Here is a 19,020-nt window from a genome sequence, read left to right on the forward strand (position 1 = left end):
ATTTTTAACTTCAATAATCACTTACGGAGGATACTCATGAAGAAGAAACATTTAAAATATGCAGTGCTCTGCTTTGGACTTGCCTCCATGCTGGCATTTGCCGGATGCGGAAGCAAAGGTGACGATGCTACCACAGCCAATCCGACGGAGACAGAGGCGACCACAGAGGCAGTGACGGTGGCGACTACGGAAGCAACCACTGAGGCACAGCCGGAGAAGGACAAGGATGGCTTTACAATATGTAATGACAAAGTAAAGACTCTTGACTATGTGAATGTCAGAACGAGCCCATCAACTGATGGAGAGATATATCAGGAAGTTGCAAATGATGTTGAGCTGGACAGAATCGGTTATAACGATGAGTGGAGCAAGGTATCTATAGATGGTGGGGAATACTATATATTCTCAGAGCTCCTTGAGGTCGTAGGCGGAGGAGATAAGTCTGATGCATCGACTGAGGCGACAACAGAGAATTCATCGGATGCATCCACAGAACAGGGAACTACATCCAATGTTGGTGAGGGCAAGATGATAGTTATAGATGCCGGACATCAGCAGAATGCAAATGAAGAGACCGAGCCGATAGGCCCTGCTGCTACAGAGACAAAAGTAAAGGCAACCGTTGGCAACACAGGTGTATCAACAGGAATAAAGGAATATGAGCTGAATCTTCAGATCGCACAGAAGCTTGAGGCAGAGCTCACATCCAGAGGCTATACAGTTAAGATGATCAGAACATCGAATGATGTTGATATAAGTAATGCGACGAGAGCAGAATATGCGAACAACCTTAAGGCAGATGCAGTTATAAAGATCCATACAAATGGATCGACAGACGGTAATGCGACAGGTGTGATGACAGTATGTCAGACATCATCTAATCCATATAATTCAGCTATCTATGATCAGTGCAAGAGTCTTGCCACGGATGTTTTATCAGGACTTCTGGCTTCCACAGGAGCTAAGAGTGATGGAATATGGGAGACGGATACCATGAGCGGAATAAACTGGAGTACAGTTCCGGTAACCATAGTGGAAGTTGGCTATATGACTACAGCATCTGAGGAGGCACTTCTTGTAACAGACGATTATCAGAACAAGATCGCCAAGGGAATAGCAGATGGCCTTGATAAATATATTACAGAATAGAAGTCAGTAACATAAATAAAAATAGAGAACAGGATTTCCTGTTCTCTATTTTTATTGTGGCATATCGAACCGGAGAAGACTGACCTCTTCTTCCGAGAGACTTCTGTAGGCACCTGTTGGAAGCGATTCGTCTATCTTCAGCTCACCCATTGCAATTCTTCGCAGAAAAGTAACTTTCATGCCAACGGCCTCAAACATTCGCTTGACCTGGTGAAAACGTCCCTCTGTTATTATGAGTTCGATCTCCGATCTGGCAGCGGTGCTGTCGGAAGATAATATGCGCAGATCTGCGGGCAGTGTAGGTTTTTCATCTCCGATATCCACACCTGTGGCGAAAATGTTTATGGTATCATCTGTTACATATCCGTCAATCTCTGCGTAATATGTCTTGGGAATGTGGTGTGCAGGAGACAGGAGATGGTGGGTCAGTGCTCCGTCATTTGTCAGAAGTAGAAGTCCTTCTGTGTCTATATCCAGCCGTCCCACGGGTGACAGGTCTTTTGTATTTTCTCCTTTTAGCAGATCGATAACGGTCTGATGCACGTTATCTTTGGTGGCGCTTACACACCCCGCAGGTTTGTTCAGGAGAAAATATCTGTATCTAGAATAATTCAGAATCCTGCCATTATATTTTATAGTATCGTTGTTCTCATCTATCTTTACATCTGAGGATTTAACCGGGGCACCATTGACGGTGACAGTGCCTTTTTTCACATACTGCTTTACCTGACTGCGGCTGCCTATCCCCATTTCAACTAGAAATTTATCAAGTCTCATAATGTACTCCTTTTGTTGACTGTATGATGTCATATGATACCACGAAAATGCGCTTTTTTCAGCAGAAAAGTTAAATGTTACAAAACACAACATGTCGTTACAAACAGTTGTGTAAAACCACTAGAAATTGGTATTTTTTTGTCAGAATCAGTTGACACATGCACATGTGTAGTGTATTATATTTAACAGAAATGTAACAAATGCGGTAACTTTGTAAAAATTAGATTACGAAATACTACATAGAAAATAGCTTGGATTAAGGGTAAAAGAGGAAAAATTAATGACTAGATCACGCAGTAAGTTTGGAAGATTTGTAGATCACATGAGAAGGAATGTTCTCAGTTATAAATATTTAAGACATAACATTTTGATGACAGCACTTGTGGTTGTAATGGCTCTTTGTGTATTTGCTGTCATAAGTTTTGGAGAGAAGGCTGACCCGCTTGCGGATGAATTATATGCGAATGATAGTGTGACTATCAACAAGAGTCAGGCAGTGATGATGGCAGACAGCAGTGTGCAGCTTGCCATCGACGCAGTGGTGCCTGCAGGAAGTTCAGTATCGGCCAACGATACGGCCAGAGTTGCCAGCAATGCATCAGGTAGTATACAGTCTGTGACTTCAGCGTCTACCGAGGCAGTGACAACAGAGGAAGCGACAACAGAAGAGACCCCTTCAGAGGTGCTTCCGGGCGTAACAGCATCAGTGATATATGATGGTGTGTATGTCCATACAGAGCAGTCATCAGAATCAGATATCATAGCTACAGTGAACAGTGGAGAGATGTTCGACGTTGTATCACAGGATGAGAGCTGGATAGGAGTTCAGTTATACGATGGCTCGATCGGATATATTTCAACAGAATATGTAAGTGTGGATGCCTCACTTCAGTAGTAGTGTATATGAGTACCCCTCACCCAGGTACGACCCAGTAAGACAGAAAAAGCAAGTCGCATGTCATTCAAGGATGGCGTGCGGCTTGCTTTTTTAGTGTTGTATTGACTGTTGCTCAATTGGTTAGCTTTTTGTAGTAGAAGCACGCCAGCTGTGTGCGGTCTCTCAGCTGCAGCTTGTCAAGGATGGAACTGATATAGTTTCTCACTGTACCCTCGCTCAGATACAGGCTTGATGCGATTTCTTTGTTATTCAGACCATCTGCAACAAGTCTGATAATATTCATTTCCTTGGAACTGAGTTCGTATTCCATTCCGGCAAATGGCGATGGCTGGACATCTGATGAGGTAGTGTCCATATGACCAATAAGATCAGGGAGTTTTCCAACTATCTCATCCCCGAATACAGTCTGTCCATTGTATACTGCTTTTACTGCCGGTGCGATGCTCTCAAAATCCTGCTTCAGTATATATCCCTTTGCCCCGATACTCAGTGCTTTGATTATATATTCGTCATCTGAAAATGTTGTCAGGAGAAGAATGCGGGCATCCGGGTGAGAGGCCATGATAGTCTCAGAAGCCTCAAGGCCATTTATGTTCTCCATGCGGATGTCCATGAGTAGAACATCCGGTTGATATTCTTCGTACAGTCTGATCGCATCAGCTCCACTGCCTCCTGTGGCGGATACCTGTATGTCGTCGCAGGCTTCGAGTATGGTCTGAAGTGACAGTGCCACCAGTTGGTCGTCATCTATTATAACTACATTCATTTGTCGGTTTCCTCCTATTTATAATCAGGATATTTTGCATATCTGTTTGGAATTCAGTCTGTAAAATCTCTTTTCATGATATTGATCAATATGGAAAATCCGTCGTCGGTTGATATCTTCATTGTGCCTCCAAGTTTGTTTACTCTTTCCTGGATACCATTTAAGCCCATACCGCCAGAAGCGCTTCCTTGTGCCGGGGATGGACCGGAGCGGATGTTCTGTCCATTGTCTGTTATATACAGTTGATAAAATGCCGGGTGTTCCCGCACGCGGATATCCATATGGTCGCCGTTGCTGTGCTTCAGCGTATTGTTAATGGCTTCCTTTACTATGTTGATGAATGAGTATTTGATCTCTCTTGGAAGCTTATCTGACATGTCGTAATCCATGTAGATGTCCATGTCGCTGACGTTGTTGATCACATCATCTAGGGCAGTGTGCAGGTCTATGGATTCATCGTGTAGATCGTGGACACTTTTTCTCATGCTGTCCATTGCGGTATCCAGCGTAGATTGCAGCTGTGCCAGGGGCTTCTCAAGACGCTCGTCTTTGTTGATAACTTTGATGGCACCGGTCTGAAGTATGGATCTGGTGAGCATATGACCGACATTGTCATGAATCTCCCGGGCAATCCTGTTTCGCTCTGACAGGGTGGCGGTGAGCACCATGTTGTCCTGATTTTCCAGCAACTGGCGTGTGTTCTGTGCAACCAGCATGTCGTGTTCTGCAGTATTGTCCCTCATGGCAAGAAGCTCCGCCCTCAGCAGATTTATCCGGCAGCAGTACACGCTCATAGCAAATGAGAATGCGATGAGGCATATCTGCGGGAGAACTGACATCAGAGGATAGTTGACGCACATGTATATGGATAACAGGACAAGTATGACTGGTGACAGCCGTTGTCTGTATCTGTACATGTCGTAGCTGACTATGGACACGAACATATAGACTGGGTGCAGCCAGAATGCGGATACAAGATACGCGCATACCAGTGCCTCGCATATGTATGGATATATTCTGCTGTGGTTCTCGGCGCCCTTCGTGGTGGCTCTGTTCACTGCGGAGATCCCGGCAAGTGCCGGATAGACCGCACCGGCAATGAGCGACAGGAGCAGTGTGATGATGATCCGGGTGTCCGTGGCAGTATTATGCGCATATATCATGACAAATGCTGAGACCAGCAGGAGTCCTTTGTTGATGAGATGTTTCATAATTATTCTCCATAATGTAGAAAATGCTGTAGTATATATCGTGCTGTCTGAATAGCCGTGCCAGGCAGTGTGTGCAGCCTAGTGTAATAATTATTATAAATAAATATGAGGGAAAAAGAAATATGACAAATGTCACATTGTGAAGATGACGTTGTTCACTGTGAAAACAGATCAAGGGTGTATATAATGAGAGCATGTAATAAAGAATGTAGCATGCTGATGCGTGCAGACTATCATGTTATGAACGACACTTATAAGATAATGAGGGTCAAAAAACAGGATATCAAAACAGGAGGATATATATGAGTAATTCAGAAAATGCAATAGAGGTTACCAATCTGGTAAAGCGATATAAAGATCTACTGGCGCTGGATCATTTCAGTTTGACGGTGAAGGCGGGGGAGATACTTGGACTCCTTGGACCAAACGGCTCCGGCAAAACGACAACTATAAATTGTATACTGTCCCTGCTCACATTTGACAAGGGCGATATAAAGGTATTTGGCAAAGAGATGAAGCCCGACAGCTACGATATCAAGAGAGAGATAGGAGTTGTAATGCAGGATGTGGCGGTGTTCGATGAACTGACTGTATATGAGAATATTGATTACTTCTGCGGCCTTTATATAAAGGACAAAGAGAAGAGACGCAAATGTGTTGAGGAGACAATGGATTTCGTGGATATTGCGGATTACAGGAAATTCCTTCCAAAGAAGCTCTCGGGTGGACTGCTGCGAAGACTGAATATTGCCTGCGGAATAGCGCATAAGCCAAAACTTATATTCTTCGATGAACCGACAGTGGCGGTCGATCCGCAGAGCCGTAACAGAATACTTGAGGGGATCAAGCGTCTGAATGAGGAAGGTGCCACCATCGTATACACATCCCATTATATGGAGGAGGTCGAGCAGCTCTGTGACAGGATAGTCATCATGGACAAAGGAAAGTCTGTAGCTGTAGGAACAAAGGAAGAACTTAAGAAGATGATCAAGAACACTGAGACCATCAAGGTTGAGGTGCTTGGACTTACAGGCAAACAGATATCGGAGCTTCGCAGACAGCCGCATATGTATGAGGAGGAATATAGCGATGGTATGTTGACGCTGAGATATTCTGGTGGAAGACACAATCTGGTGAGACTCATGGAATTCTTCAAGGAGCACGATATATCATTTGGCAGGGTTGTTACGGAACTCCCGACGCTCAACGATGTATTTCTGGAGATCACAGGCAAGGAGCTCAGAGACTAAACGAAATTCAGGGCAGAGATATGAGATCGTTGAAATCGTATTGTATATGGAAAATTGAGATGAATCAGGATTAAAGGAGAGAATTATGTTTATACGGGACTTTTTATACACCATAAAGATCATGGCCCGAGGCAGGGTGTCGATCTTCTGGACACTGGTATTCCCGCTGCTTCTTGCAACATTCATGTACATGGCATTTGGCAACATATATGAACAGGATGAGATGTTCAGGAATATCAAGGTGGCGGTGGTCACTGAGGATGAATCGGCAAATGGACTTAATTATATGCTGGATGCGCTGTCGGATGGCGATGACGCCCTTCTGTCGGTTGCGAGGATGAGCGAAAGCGATGCGGAAAAGTTACTGGCTGATGAAGAGGTCGAGGGCATCATATATACGGATGATGTGAAGCTCACGGTTGCGGAGAGTTCTGTCAATGCGAGCATACTTGAGACAGTGCTTTCTGAGTACAAGCAGTACGAGCATGCACTTATGGATATATATAAGGATGGCATCGGACTTCAACAGTATATGTCTGGGACTTCCGGCGTGGATGATATGTCGGACCTTGTGGAAAAACTCTCAGAACAGAGATCATATTATACAGAGAAGGCCAGCACTGAGGGCAGCCAGAATGTGTATAACAATTATTTCTATGCCATATTTGCCATGAGCTGTCTGTTTGCATCACTTTCATCTATAGAGATGATGGGCAATCTTCAGGCAAATGTGAGCGCTACGGGAAAGAGAAAAAATGTGTCCCCACAGAGAAAAATGACCTTTGTTTTGGCAGAGTTTGCTGCACTGCTGATTATACATTTTGTGGTCGAGGTCATAAGCTTTATATACATGTCCTGCATAGGAGTGGATTTTGGCGACAGAGTATGGGAGATCCTGCTTACTCTGTTTGTGGGCTGCTTTATCGGTCTGGCAATAGGAGTCATAGTTGGGGCTATATCAAAGCTTGCTGAGGGGACCAAGATAGGTATTGTGATCGGAATATCCATGGTGATGTCCATCCTTTCTGATCTGTGTATAAACGGAGTAAAGTATGAGATACAGCAGCACGTGCCGATTATAAATAAACTCAATCCCGCGGCTCTGATATCGGATTCATTCTATGCGCTGAATGTTTACAGTGACCACCAGGTTTTCACTGAGAATATCGTCATAATGACTATTGAGGCTGTGGTGCTCATAGCAGTTGGGATTCTCATGGTAAGGAGGAACAGATATGCAAGTGTTTAAATCTTTTTTCAAGGTTTTGAGAAAATATATTGGGCAGATGATCATGTATGTGGGAATCCTGTGTGGAGTCATGGTTGTGTTCATCAATGTGGGAAACACAGATCCACAGAACTATTATAAGGATAAAACGATCAAATATGCGGTGAGCGATGAGGATGGCAGTGAGATGAGCAGAAAATTGATGGCTTACCTGAATGATACGCAGCAGCTTGTATATGGCGTTGATATGGACGAACGAGGTATTCAGGATGCTCTCTACAACAGGGCGGTGGATTGTGTGATCAGGATACCAGATGGCTTTGGCGATGCATGGGCAAATGATACTGCGGATGGTCTGCTTGAGATAACGACTATCCCCGGAAGTCAGGCGTCCATGCTGTTTGAGACAAGGCTTGACAGCTACATGAATATGGTGTCTCTGTACAAGAGGGCCGGAGATGATGTGAACGATGCCGATAAGAGAGCGAGGACGGCACTTGAGCAGAAGGCTGAAGTCGATATGGCCGAAGGAAAGACCTCAGGACATTCCATGTTATATAATTTTTACAACTATCTGGGGTGGGTCATGATATGCGTTATGATAATTGGGGTAGCGCCTGTTTTGCAGGTATATAACAGGAAAAAGCTTAGAGCGAGAATAGAGTGCTCATCATACAAATTTTTCAGGTTGAACAGGGAACTTGTCCTGGGGATGATGTTTACTGGATGCGTATTGTCTGTAGTATTTATAGTACTTTCCAGAATACTTATAAAATATGATATAGTCTCAGCAAGGGGCGGAATGTTCATACTCAATATGCTGGTGTATGCCTGTGTAGCACTCTCGCTGGCATTTCTAGTTAGCAAGCTTACACAGAGTGAACAGATTCTTTCCATGTGTGCAAATGTCATATCACTTGGAATGGCATTCCTCTGCGGGATATTTGTGCCGAGAGAGTTCTTAAGTGACACTGTGATGGCGATAGCACATTTCCTTCCGGCATACTGGTACGCAAATGCAACGGATGCCATCGACAATTTCACATCCGGCAGTTCGGTGTCAGGCATATTTGTAAGCATGGGGGTGCAGATGCTATTCGCCGTACTGTTCATACTTGTTGGAGTGATCGTTGACAGGTACAAGACCGCCGGCAGGGCTATGGCTTAGAAAATACACTGGAAGTTATGAGGCATGGTCTGTTATAATGTTCTTTGGAGGGAGTATAGGAGGAACGAGAAAGTGCTTAAAAAGAAAGTGCTGAAACAGAACAACTTACTCAGACTGCAGAAGAGACTTGCAGTGGTTATGCTGGCCCTTACACTTGGACTCGGTACAGGGTGCGGCAAAACAGATGACGGAGCGGACGGTGCTGCGTCGTCAGAAGCAGAGACTTTGGCGGATGGTCAGACAAACGATCAGACAGATGCCGGAGCCGAAGAAGAAAATGGACAGGAGTCTAAAAAGGATAATGACGAGCCTTATGCAGAGGGAACATATTCCAGTGATGCATACGATGTGGCAGAATTTACGGCAGAGCCTCGTAAGAAGACCGACGAAGAGGGTAATCGCGGTGTGTATTACGAGATATTTGTCAGGTCATTTGCCGATTCAGACGGTGATGGTATAGGCGATCTGAATGGCGTCACGGAGAAACTTGACTATCTGAAGGAGCTCGGGATCGATGGGATATGGCTCATGCCGATCACTGCGTCCGATACCTACCACGGATATTCCGTGACGGATTACATGGCGGTGAATCCCGATTACGGAACAGAGGATGATCTTAAGAGATTGCTTGACGAAGCACACAGCAGAGACATGAAAGTCATCATGGATCTGGTCATCAATCACACTAGTATCAATCATCCGTGGTTTCAGGCGGCAAAGTCCGATGAGAACAGCGAGTACAGAGATTATTACAGGTGGGTGTACAAGACCGACAAGAAAGACTGCAATCATCTTCTCGACAAATCAAGCTGGGGAGATATGGTGTGGCACCAGGAAGGTGACTTCTATTATTATGGTGTGTTCGGCGCGGATATGCCGGATCTGAACTATAACAATCCGGATGTTAGACAGGCTGCGAAGGATGCCGCCGGTCATTTTCTGGAGCTTGGTCTTGACGGTTTTCGTATGGACGCCGCAGTTCATATCTATGGGGCACACGAGTTCAAGCAGCAGGAAGATTCTGAAGCGGCAAATATCACCTGGTGGAACGAATTTGCCGGTTACTGCGAGAGCATAAATCCTGATGTATATCTGGTGGGTGAGGTATGGCAGGATGACAAGGTGCTGGAAAATTATGTCCAGCCATTTGACACGAAGTTTGATTTTGCGATTCAGCAGAAGATACTGAACTGCGTACAGAAAGGCATGGCGGTGCCAGGATTTGGCGATTCTCTTTCCGTGGCGATAGAGAATATACAGAATAAATATGACGGCGAGGATGTCAACTATCTGAATGGAGTATTTGGAGCAAATCACGATCAGGACAGGATAGCATCGTCGGTGAACAGCCTGGATAAGGCGAGACAGATAGCAGCGGTATATATGACACTTCCAGGCAATCCATATATTTACTATGGCGAGGAACTCGGAATGTACGGCAGCAAGCCGGATGAGATGATAAGGACACCATTCCTGTGGGGAGATGACAGTACATACAACACGTCATGGGAAAAGGACGATCAGAATGCAGAGACAAAGGGACTTGACCAACAGATGAAAGATCCGGATTCAATGTATTCATATTACAAGACACTGATAGCGCTTAGAAAAGACAATCCTGCCCTTATGAAAGGAAACTATAGAGCGGCAGCGCTCACAAGCGACAGTGTGATAGCGTACTTCCGTGAGGCGGATGGACAGAAACTGCTGGTGGTGCACAATTTTGCAGAGGGCGATCAGACGGTATCACTTGCTGAGTGCGGAGACATAACAGTTACAAATGTACTTTATTCAAGTTCTGGTGAGACAGGTGTGTCAGACCTTAGTTCAGTGAAATTAGCTGGAAATGAGAGTGTGGTACTGGAACTTGGTGAGTAGATAAAAAATCCCAATTTAAAGGAGGCTCTCCATGAAGAAAATACTAATAACGGGTGGTACAGTATTTGTAAGCCGGTATGCGGCGCAGTATTTTGTGGACAAAGGCTATGAGGTGTATGTGGTGAACAGAAATTCAAGGCCGCAGGTTCCAGGTGTGAAACTTATAGAAACGGACAGGCATGACCTGGGAGACAAACTCAAAGACATCTATTTTGATGTTGTGGCGGACATAACCGCATATAATGCGGAAGATATCACAGACTTATGTGACAGCCTTGGTTCATTTGGTCAGTATATCATGATCAGCTCAAGTGCAGTGTATCCAGAGTATGGAGATCAGCCATTCCGTGAAGATTCAGAACGGGCACTCAACAGATACTGGGGGTCATATGGTACGGATAAGATTGCTGCGGAGGATGCATTACTTGACAGAGTGAGTGATGCTTACATACTCAGACCACCATATATTTATGGACCTATGAACAATGTATACAGGGAGGCTTTTGTATTTGACTGCGCCAGGGCGGACAGGCCATTTTATCTGCCCGGAGATGGTGGAATGAAGCTGCAGTTCTTCCATGTGAAGGATCTCTGTATCCTGATGGAGAGAGTAATAGAGGAAAAGCCGGAGACTCATATCATGAATGTGGGAAATGTGGAGCCGGTCACTATAAAAGACTGGGTGACGATGTGTTACGCCTGCTTTGATAAGATCCCTGCGTTTGTAAATGTCAGTGAGGATATAGAACAGAGAAATTATTTCAGTTTTTATAACTATGAATATTATCTCGATGTGCAGCAGCAGAACAAAATATACCCGGAGACAATATCATTGGAAGATGGATTGAAAGAATGCGCAGAGTGGTATGTGGAAAATGAATCAGAAGTTGGAAAAAAGTCATATATGGAATATATAGACTGTAATTTAAAATAATGTACGTTGGTGCAGCGATATTGTAAATGATATGTATTTAGGGAGATCTGGAGCTTCGGCTCCGGATCTTTTTTTATAGATATACATTCAAATATCGTCGAGATATACGATGTGTATAAATTCATTAAGAAAGTGTAAATTCGTTATAAGTGGGTTTACATCTTCGCTAGCATTGATATAATGCAGATACATAGTGAGAGAGTTCTTGACAATGATGGAGTTTTACTCATTGTTCTCAAATAAGATTTTAGTTCTTTTTTAGTAGAAATAAGTGATCTGAAATTTCTATAGTTTAATTTCCATAATGATTTTTGGCAAATATAAAATAATAAAGGAGTTACTGAATGATAAAAAACAGGAATGTTAGTATAATAACGGACGAAAATAATAATCAAATAGTAATTATTAATGACAAAAAATTTAAAGGCTTATCAAAAGATGATTGGCAGCAGATAGAAAAATACTTAAAAGGCTATATATCGGATTGTTATGAAATTACAGAAACAAATGATGTTGTTTATATTGGAAAAGAATTTCCGTCTGAATATGCAGGTTCGAAAAGCAGAATTGCATTAAAAGGTGCAAGAAAAAAGGCAAAGGCATCAGCATCACAGGGAATTCCAGAGCTAATAAAAATAGCCAAAAATCCACGTTGGGAAGAGAATAAAGAGCAAAAGCATAATAAAGATGCTAAATATGGTTGGTATAGATATGATATAAGGTTTGGACTGCCTGTGTATGATGATAAAACGGGCAATTTAGATAGATATAATATATTCACAGCTATTCTTCTTATAAAACATTCAGAGGATGGTAATAAGTACCTGCATGATATTACCACAATAAAAAAAGAAACGAGCAGCCCGCTTGAGTCGTAAAACTGTACGGTGAAAACCCATTTCTTTTGATATATTCTATTTCAGTCTTTTTGTTTTGTCAAGAAAAAAACATCCTCCATCATATTCATAACGAGTATGATGGGGGATGTTTCATGTCTACACTATAATAAATTACTTATTGTTAGCGTTGTCCTTCTCCTCACGCTTCTGATCCATCATAGCACGAACCTTCATTGAAAGACCGAACAGGTTGATGAAACCTGAAGCATCCTTGTGATCGTAGAGGTCGCCAGTTGTGAATGAAGCAAGGCTCTCTGAGTACAGAGTATAATCTGATGTAGTACCAGCCTTGATGATGTTACCCTTGTAGAGCTTCATCTTTACATGACCAGTTACACGCTCCTCAGTCTTGGCAACAAATGCTGAAAGGCTCTCGCGGAGAGTGCAGAACCACTTTCCTTCATATACAAGTGCTGCGAACTTTGTTCCAACAAGCTTCTTGTACTCCATAGTATCACGGTCAAGTGTGAGCTCCTCAAGCTGCTTATGAGCCTCTGTGAGGATAGTTCCACCAGGTGTCTCGTATACACCACGTGACTTCATGCCGACAACACGGTTCTCAACGATATCGATGATACCGATACCGTGCTTTCCGCCGAGCTTGTTCAGCTCACGGATGATATCAGAAGTCTTCATCTTCTTGCCGTTGAGTGCTACAGGGTAGCCCTTCTCGAAGTCAAGGTCAATGTACTCAGGCTCATCAGGTGCCTTCTCAGGTGTAACTGAGAGAACCAGAAGGTCATCGTAGTTTGGCTCATTTGCAGGATTCTCAAGCTCAAGGCCCTCATGGCTGATGTGCCAGATGTTACGGTCACGGCTGTAAGAATGCTTTGCATCAAATGGAAGATCGATGCCGTGTGCCTTACAGAAAGCGATCTCATCCTCACGTGACTGCATTGTCCACTCAGGCTGTCTCCATGTAGCGATAACCTTGATGTCCGGTGCAAGAGCCTTGATAGAAAGTTCAAAACGAAGCTGGTCGTTACCCTTACCTGTAGCTCCGTGGCAGATGGCAACAGCGCCTTCCTTACGTGCAACCTCAACGAGCTTCTTGGCAATGATAGGTCTTGCAAATGAAGTACCGAGAAGGTACTTGTTCTCATATACAGCGTCAGCCTGAACTGTTGGCATGATGTACTCATCGCAGAGCTCATCTACAACATCGATGATGTAAAGCTTCTCAGCTCCTGAATACTTTGCTCTCTCGTCAAGTCCCTCAAGCTCGCTCTCCTGACCTACATCTATACATGCACAGATAACATCGTATCCGTATGTCTCCTTTAACCATGGGATGATGGCAGTGGTATCAAGACCGCCTGAATAAGCCAGTACAACTTTTTCTTTAGCCATTTTAATAAATCCTCCTATAAATATAGTGTTTTGAAAAATTACTTTATAATATATTCCATTTTTCGCCTACATGAACTATACAACGCAAATGTATATTATGCAAGTGATTTTTCAAAATATTCATTCGTTCACCGTATATTATTCATGAAAAATATGCATAAATACAGAGCAAAATGGTGGCAAAAATGCTGATAAATCGTATATTTTGGACAAATATGCAAATATTCAAAAAAACCATTGCATATTATACGTTGTAAATGTATAATTATAAAAGTTTCCGCAGAGGAAACGAGGAACAGAGATACAAAAGCTCAGGGTAATGAGTGTATTTCTACATATTAAATAGTGTATGTTGACGATATACATTGTCAGGTATACAATCAAACAGAGTATGTCTTTATACAGATATAGAAAAAGTACATATAAATTATGGAGGCAGTTATGATTAAGGTAGGAATTATCGGATCAACAGGATATGCAGGACAGGAGATAGTAAGAATTCTTCTTGGACATAAGGAAGCGGAGATCGTATGGTATGGATCAAGAAGCTTTATAGATCAGAAGTATTATCAGGTATACGGCAACATGTTCCAGATCGTGGATGCAAAGTGTATGGATGACAACATGGAGGAGCTTGCATCACAGGTAGATGTAATATTTACCGCCACACCACAGGGACTGTGCGGATCACTGGTAAATGAGGAGATACTGTCCAAGGTCAAGATCATAGACCTCAGTGCAGATTTCAGAATAAAGGATGTTGCTACTTATGAGAAGTGGTACAAGATAGAGCACAAGAGCCCACAGTTTATTGACGAGGCTGTGTATGGTCTCTGTGAGATAAACAGGGAGGATATAAAGAAGTGCAGACTTCTTGCAAACCCTGGATGCTACACAACATGTTCCATCCTTTCACTCTACCCACTGGTTAAGGAAGGTCTGGTTGATGCCAACTCCATCATCGTTGACGCCAAGTCCGGAACATCAGGTGCAGGAAGAGGCGCGAAGATCGCAAATCTTTACTGTGAGGTCAATGAGAGCATAAAGGCTTATGGAGTTACGACACACAGACATACCCCTGAGATAGAGGAGCAGCTTGGATATGCGAATGGCAGTCCGATAGTTATCAACTTCACTCCACACCTTGTTCCTATGAACAGAGGAATACTTGTGACAGCATATGCCAACCTCAAGGAGAAGGTCGATTACGATACAGTGAGAACCGCATACGATAAGTACTATGCAAATGAGAGATTTATCAGAGTCCTCGACAAGGATGTATGTCCTGAGACAAGATGGGTTGAGGGCAGCAACTATGTGGATGTCAACTTTAAGATAGATGAGAGAACAAACAGAGTCATCGCCATGGGCGCACTTGACAATCTTGTAAAGGGTGCTGCAGGTCAGGCGGTTCAGAACATGAACATCATGTTTGGATTTGACGAGGCAGAGGGTCTCCGCATGGCTCCTGTTTTCCCATAAATTTGGAAATAAGGTGGTAGGATGAAGATAATTCCGGGAGGCGTGACAGCTCCTGCTGGATTTCGTGCAGCGGGACTACATGTTGGAATAAGAAGAAATAAACTGAAAAAAGACATGGCACTTCTGGTGAGTGATGTTCCTGCACATGTAGCGGGAGCATTTACACAGAACATGGTTCAGGCAGCACCGGTCATATACGACAGGCGGCTTTGCCAGAATGTGGGAATGTGTCAGGCACTGGTTGTAAACAGCGGTGTGGCAAATACCTGTACTGGCGAACAGGGAATCCACGATGCTGAGGCCATGGCGGCCCATGTAGGTAAGAGCCTTGGCATAGATCCAAGTACGGTTGCGGTGGCTTCTACAGGAGTCATAGGAATGAGACTTCCGATGGATGTCATACAGAGCGGTATAGATATGCTGGTGCCGGAGCTTTCATATTCTATAGATGCCGGAGTGGATGCCGCGGAGGCGATCAAGACGACTGATATCTATAAGAAGGAGATAGCCGTAACTTTAGAGATCAAGGGGCAGCAGGTCACCATAGGAGGCATGTGCAAGGGATCCGGAATGATCAATCCAAACCTTGGGACCGTACTCAGCTTCATCACGACAGATCTGAATATCAGCTCAGAGCTGCTAGGCAAGGTGCTGAAGTCAGATGTGGTCGATACATACAATATGGTGTCTGTGGATGGAGACATGTCTACAAATGACACGGTAATGATATTTGCAAATGGCATGGCGGGCAACGAGGAACTGCTGGAGACCGATGACGACTTTCCTGCATTTGTCGAGGCAATAAGATATATCAACCGCGCATTTGTCAGAGCGATAGCCTCGGACGGCGAGGGTGCTACCAAGATGTTTCAGGTGGATGTGTCGGGCATGCCGGATAAGGATACTGCAAGACATCTGGCAAAGGCGATAGTGGCCTCCAATCTTGTAAAGTGTGCCATGTACGGAGCTGATGCCAACTGGGGCAGAATAGTGTGCGCCATGGGACAGAGCGGCGTGAAGTTTGATCCGTACAGGGTGGATATAGAGATAGCCAGTGTGGCAGGACATCTTGAGATCGTAAAGCATGGAGTGACAACTGATTACGATGAGAAGGAAGCAAGCCACATACTCTCAGAGAAGCAGATAAAGCTCAAGGCGCATATGAATATGGGGGATGAGATGGCCACAGCGTGGGGCTGCGATCTCACATATGACTATATCAAGATAAATGCGGATTATAGAAAGTAAAATCCAGTGAGATAAGCCATATAAAAATGGAAGCAGGTTATAAGATAAAACATATTGCGTAAATTTAAAAATAGATTGTAGTCAATAAATCAAATAAGACTAAATTGAGACGATGCGTTAATCGTTGACATTGATCAGGCTGGAAGATAAAGTTGAAGGCAAAAGACAGATAAACCTAAGGTAGATAAACCGAAGATATATAAATATAGAAGAAAGAAGGACAGAAAAATGGTTATAGGTGATTACACAGTAGATCAGGTAATTGAGAAGGCACAGACACTGATAGAGGCTATGCCATATATCAAGAAATTCCAGGGCAAGACAGTGGTTGTAAAGTACGGCGGAAGCGCTATGCTTGACGAGAATCTCAAGTACAACGTTATCAAGGACGTTGCCATGCTGAAGCTTGTCGGCATGAAGCCGGTCATCGTACACGGTGGCGGCAAGGAGATCAGCAAATGGGTAGAGAAGGTCGGCAAGGAGGCAGAATTTATCAACGGTCTCCGTGTTACAGATGCAGAGACGATGGAGATCGCAGAGATGGTTCTCGGCAAGGTCAACAAGAGTCTTGTAAGTCTCATGCAGAAGATCGGACTTAAGGCAGTCGGAATCAGCGGCAAGGACGGCGGAATGTTCACAGTCAAGAAGAAGTTCCCTGGTGGCAAGGATATAGGTTATGTGGGAGAGATAACAAATGTTGACACATCCATCCTTACATCACTTATCGAGGATGATTTCATCCCGGTTATCGCACCTATAGGAGTGGATGAGAACTACGAGGATTACAACATCAATGCGGACGATGCTGCTTGTGCAGTAGCAACAGCTCTTGAGGCTGAGAAGCTTGTATTCCTCACAGATATCGAGGGAGTATTTATTGATCCAACAGACAAGTCAACACTTATCTCAGAGATGGATATACACGAGGCAAAGGACATCATAGAGAAGGGCGTTGTCGGCGGTGGTATGCTTCCAAAGCTTAACAACTGTATCGCAGCCATGGAAAATGGAGTTTCAAGAGTGCATATACTTGATGGCCGTCTCCAGCACTGCCTGCTTCTTGAATTCTTCACCCAGAAGGGTATCGGAACTGCTATCCTCAAGGAGCCTTTATTCTAGGATGCATGGCAGAATATAACAAAGCTTCAAATAATAAAATAGTAAATTATAAAACAGTATATATGACCATGGTGGACAGCCATCTGTAAGGATGGAAGATTACCGGTCATGTATGCTGTTTTTTTATGTCTGATCTGAATCGGGGAGTTTATAAAAATGTTACATTTTTATGTATTGTAAAAAGTATCAATGAATAAGGGATAAAAGGGCTCTTTTGTGAAAAAAGTAACAAAAATGAAATAAAATAGAAATATATTGTTGTAAATTCAGAGGTGTTTAGATACAATAAACCTGTGTAATTCTGTGCTGACACAGGAGGTGTCGCACGATGAAGAAAATAATTAAAAATTTAGCATATTTATGCGTGCTGACAATGACATTATTGTGTTCCGGCTGTGGAGAAGAACAGGTAACTATATCCGGTAATTCAGAAGAGAATGTTACGGAGAAAGCTTCGCAGCAAGGCGCGGAAGAAGCCGGAGCAGACGACAGTGTAACGATACATTCAGAAACTCCAGAATACATAACAGTTTTTGTATGCGGAGCAGTGAAGAATGAGGGCGTATATGAGCTCGAAGCCGGATCCAGGGCGAATGATGGCCTTGAGGCGGCGGGAGGATTCTCCGATGACGCAGATACCGTTGCGGTGAATCTTGCAGATGTGCTTGAGGATGGTCAGAAGCTGTACTTTCCTGTCGGAGGTGAACAGCTTCCGGATGAGAGCGAAGCCGGGACAGATGCGTCGGAACAGAGACTGGTCAACATCAACAGTGCAGATGCTGCGGAACTTATGACGTTACCGGGAATAGGCGAGACGAAGGCCTCGCAGATTGTTGAGTACAGACGGAAGAATGGAGCATTTGCCTGCAAAGATGACCTTAAGAATGTCAGCGGCATAGGAGACAGTATATATGAGAAACTGGAGACATATATATCGACAGAGTAAATGAGTCTCGGGGTAGAAAGGATGTTAAGATGAAGAAAGTTCTTGTTGTGGATGATGAGAAGTTGATCGTTAAGGGGCTGAAGTTCAGCCTGGAACAGGACGATATGGAAGTGGATACAGCCTACGATGGCGGTGAAGCTATAGAGAAGATAAAGGCAAATGATTACGATATAGTTCTGCTGGATATAATGATACCTGTATACACAGGAATAGAGGTTTGCCAGATGGTCAGAGAGTTTTCCAATGTTCCTATTATCATGCTCACTGCAAAGGGTGAGGACATGGATAAGATCATGGGACTCGAGTATGGTGCAGATGACTATATAACAAAGCCATTTAATATTCTTGAGGTGAAGGCCAGGATCAAGGCTATACTTAGAAGAAGCAACCGCAAGCAGGCACCTGCAAAACCGTCAAATGTAATGGAGATCAACGGAATGAAGGTTGAGCTTGACAGCAGACGTGTATTTGTCGGTGGTAAGGAGCTTAATTTGACAGCCAAAGAGTTTGACCTTCTTGAGCTGCTCATGGCGCATCCAAACAAGGTATATTCAAGAAATGAACTCCTGAATACGATCTGGGGAGATTCCTACCCGGGAGATGCGAGAACAGTTGATGTGCATGTTAGAAGACTTCGTGAGAAGATAGAAGCTAATCCGGGTGAGCCGGTATACATTCATACAAAATGGGGAGTAGGATATTTCTTCAAGGGCTGAT

17 protein-coding genes are annotated in these 19,020 nt (G+C 43.8%); 13 read left to right on the plus strand and 4 right to left on the minus strand.

Annotation, left to right across the window (positions count from 1 at the left end; translation table 11 throughout):
• The first annotated feature begins 36 nt into the window (after positions 1-36).
• A complete protein-coding gene (locus GT575_RS05195) occupies positions 37-1,149 on the plus strand; it encodes an N-acetylmuramoyl-L-alanine amidase family protein (protein WP_015533208.1) in 1,113 nt (370 codons plus the stop codon).
• Between the two features lie 51 nt (positions 1,150-1,200).
• Here the strand turns inward: GT575_RS05195 and GT575_RS05200 are convergent, their stop codons facing one another.
• Positions 1,201-1,926 (minus strand): pseudouridine synthase, encoded by a 726-nt coding sequence (locus tag GT575_RS05200; RefSeq protein ID WP_161171674.1) that lies wholly within the window; start codon positions 1,924-1,926, stop codon positions 1,201-1,203.
• Between the two features lie 280 nt (positions 1,927-2,206).
• On the opposite strand from GT575_RS05200, the gene GT575_RS05205 reads away from it, so the two are divergent.
• Entirely contained in the window at positions 2,207-2,821 is a 615-nt protein-coding gene (locus GT575_RS05205; RefSeq protein WP_015533206.1) for an SH3 domain-containing protein, read from the plus strand.
• A 115-nt stretch (positions 2,822-2,936) separates the two neighbouring features.
• On the opposite strand, the gene GT575_RS05210 is transcribed toward GT575_RS05205, so the two are convergent.
• Both GT575_RS05210 and GT575_RS05215 read right to left on the minus strand, forming a co-directional pair.
• Positions 2,937-3,590: a response regulator transcription factor gene (locus GT575_RS05210; protein ID WP_161171675.1), complete on the minus strand. Its 654-nt coding sequence runs from the start codon at positions 3,588-3,590 to the stop codon at positions 2,937-2,939.
• Between the two features lie 53 nt (positions 3,591-3,643).
• On the minus strand, positions 3,644-4,801 hold the full coding sequence (locus tag GT575_RS05215; RefSeq protein ID WP_161171676.1) for a sensor histidine kinase: 1,158 nt from the start codon (positions 4,799-4,801) through the stop codon (positions 3,644-3,646).
• Positions 4,802-5,103: 302 nt separating this feature from the next.
• Between GT575_RS05215 and GT575_RS05220 the strand changes: the two genes are divergently transcribed.
• The 6 genes from GT575_RS05220 to GT575_RS05245 all read left to right on the plus strand — a co-directional run bounded on the left by GT575_RS05220 (position 5,104) and on the right by GT575_RS05245 (position 12,137).
• Positions 5,104-6,051, plus strand: coding sequence for an ABC transporter ATP-binding protein (locus GT575_RS05220; RefSeq protein WP_015533202.1), 948 nt, complete (start codon positions 5,104-5,106; stop codon positions 6,049-6,051).
• Positions 6,052-6,136: 85 nt separating this feature from the next.
• Complete coding sequence (locus tag GT575_RS05225) at positions 6,137-7,300, plus strand: ABC transporter permease (RefSeq protein ID WP_161171677.1); 1,164 nt, start codon at positions 6,137-6,139, stop codon at positions 7,298-7,300.
• A complete protein-coding gene (locus tag GT575_RS05230) occupies positions 7,287-8,447 on the plus strand; it encodes an ABC transporter permease (protein WP_161171678.1) in 1,161 nt (386 codons plus the stop codon). The genes GT575_RS05225 and GT575_RS05230 overlap by 14 nt, the downstream gene beginning before the upstream one ends.
• 72 nt (positions 8,448-8,519) lie before the next feature.
• Complete coding sequence (locus tag GT575_RS05235) at positions 8,520-10,325, plus strand: alpha-amylase family glycosyl hydrolase (protein WP_161171679.1); 1,806 nt, start codon at positions 8,520-8,522, stop codon at positions 10,323-10,325.
• 31 nt (positions 10,326-10,356) lie between these two features.
• The gene (locus GT575_RS05240) at positions 10,357-11,259 is read left to right on the plus strand and encodes an NAD-dependent epimerase/dehydratase family protein (protein ID WP_022217175.1); all 903 of its coding nucleotides are present in this window, start codon (positions 10,357-10,359) and stop codon (positions 11,257-11,259) included.
• Positions 11,260-11,603: 344 nt separating this feature from the next.
• Positions 11,604-12,137 (plus strand): hypothetical protein, encoded by a 534-nt coding sequence (locus GT575_RS05245; RefSeq protein ID WP_004848629.1) that lies wholly within the window; start codon positions 11,604-11,606, stop codon positions 12,135-12,137.
• 132 nt (positions 12,138-12,269) lie between these two features.
• Here GT575_RS05245 and GT575_RS05250 read toward each other — a convergent pair whose 3' ends face one another.
• Complete coding sequence (locus GT575_RS05250) at positions 12,270-13,508, minus strand: argininosuccinate synthase (RefSeq protein WP_004848633.1); 1,239 nt, start codon at positions 13,506-13,508, stop codon at positions 12,270-12,272.
• A 441-nt stretch (positions 13,509-13,949) separates the two neighbouring features.
• Here GT575_RS05250 and argC point away from each other — a divergent pair, with 441 nt between their 5' ends.
• From argC to GT575_RS05275, 5 genes are all read left to right on the plus strand, one after another.
• Positions 13,950-14,990, plus strand: coding sequence for an N-acetyl-gamma-glutamyl-phosphate reductase (argC, locus tag GT575_RS05255; RefSeq protein WP_161171680.1), 1,041 nt, complete (start codon positions 13,950-13,952; stop codon positions 14,988-14,990).
• Between the two features lie 21 nt (positions 14,991-15,011).
• Positions 15,012-16,238: a bifunctional ornithine acetyltransferase/N-acetylglutamate synthase gene (gene argJ / locus GT575_RS05260; protein ID WP_055279843.1), complete on the plus strand. Its 1,227-nt coding sequence runs from the start codon at positions 15,012-15,014 to the stop codon at positions 16,236-16,238.
• 228 nt (positions 16,239-16,466) lie between these two features.
• Positions 16,467-17,357: an acetylglutamate kinase gene (argB, locus tag GT575_RS05265; protein ID WP_015533199.1), complete on the plus strand. Its 891-nt coding sequence runs from the start codon at positions 16,467-16,469 to the stop codon at positions 17,355-17,357.
• Between the two features lie 328 nt (positions 17,358-17,685).
• A complete protein-coding gene (locus tag GT575_RS05270) occupies positions 17,686-18,303 on the plus strand; it encodes a ComEA family DNA-binding protein (protein ID WP_015533198.1) in 618 nt (205 codons plus the stop codon).
• A gap of 29 nt (positions 18,304-18,332) precedes the next feature.
• Entirely contained in the window at positions 18,333-19,019 is a 687-nt protein-coding gene (locus tag GT575_RS05275; protein WP_015533197.1) for a response regulator transcription factor, read from the plus strand.
• The last annotated feature ends 1 nt before the right edge of the window (position 19,020 follow it).

Origin of the sequence: Coprococcus sp. BIOML-A2, assembly GCF_009875795.1 — a bacterium.
Classification (GTDB): domain Bacteria; phylum Bacillota; class Clostridia; order Lachnospirales; family Lachnospiraceae; genus Coprococcus; species Coprococcus aceti.

Coding starts and splice junctions, on each gene's coding strand:
- GT575_RS05195 (WP_015533208.1), top strand. CDS start 37: ATGAAGAAGAAACATTTAAAATATGCAGTGCTCTGCTTTGGACTTGCC.
- GT575_RS05200 (WP_161171674.1), bottom strand. CDS start 1,926: ATGAGACTTGATAAATTTCTAGTTGAAATGGGGATAGGCAGCCGCAGT.
- GT575_RS05205 (WP_015533206.1), top strand. CDS start 2,207: ATGACTAGATCACGCAGTAAGTTTGGAAGATTTGTAGATCACATGAGA.
- GT575_RS05210 (WP_161171675.1), bottom strand. CDS start 3,590: ATGAATGTAGTTATAATAGATGACGACCAACTGGTGGCACTGTCACTT.
- GT575_RS05215 (WP_161171676.1), bottom strand. CDS start 4,801: ATGAAACATCTCATCAACAAAGGACTCCTGCTGGTCTCAGCATTTGTC.
- GT575_RS05220 (WP_015533202.1), top strand. CDS start 5,104: ATGAGTAATTCAGAAAATGCAATAGAGGTTACCAATCTGGTAAAGCGA.
- GT575_RS05225 (WP_161171677.1), top strand. CDS start 6,137: ATGTTTATACGGGACTTTTTATACACCATAAAGATCATGGCCCGAGGC.
- GT575_RS05230 (WP_161171678.1), top strand. CDS start 7,287: ATGCAAGTGTTTAAATCTTTTTTCAAGGTTTTGAGAAAATATATTGGG.
- GT575_RS05240 (WP_022217175.1), top strand. CDS start 10,357: ATGAAGAAAATACTAATAACGGGTGGTACAGTATTTGTAAGCCGGTAT.
- GT575_RS05245 (WP_004848629.1), top strand. CDS start 11,604: ATGATAAAAAACAGGAATGTTAGTATAATAACGGACGAAAATAATAAT.
- GT575_RS05250 (WP_004848633.1), bottom strand. CDS start 13,508: ATGGCTAAAGAAAAAGTTGTACTGGCTTATTCAGGCGGTCTTGATACC.
- argC (WP_161171680.1), top strand. CDS start 13,950: ATGATTAAGGTAGGAATTATCGGATCAACAGGATATGCAGGACAGGAG.
- argJ (WP_055279843.1), top strand. CDS start 15,012: ATGAAGATAATTCCGGGAGGCGTGACAGCTCCTGCTGGATTTCGTGCA.
- argB (WP_015533199.1), top strand. CDS start 16,467: ATGGTTATAGGTGATTACACAGTAGATCAGGTAATTGAGAAGGCACAG.
- GT575_RS05270 (WP_015533198.1), top strand. CDS start 17,686: ATGAAGAAAATAATTAAAAATTTAGCATATTTATGCGTGCTGACAATG.
- GT575_RS05275 (WP_015533197.1), top strand. CDS start 18,333: ATGAAGAAAGTTCTTGTTGTGGATGATGAGAAGTTGATCGTTAAGGGG.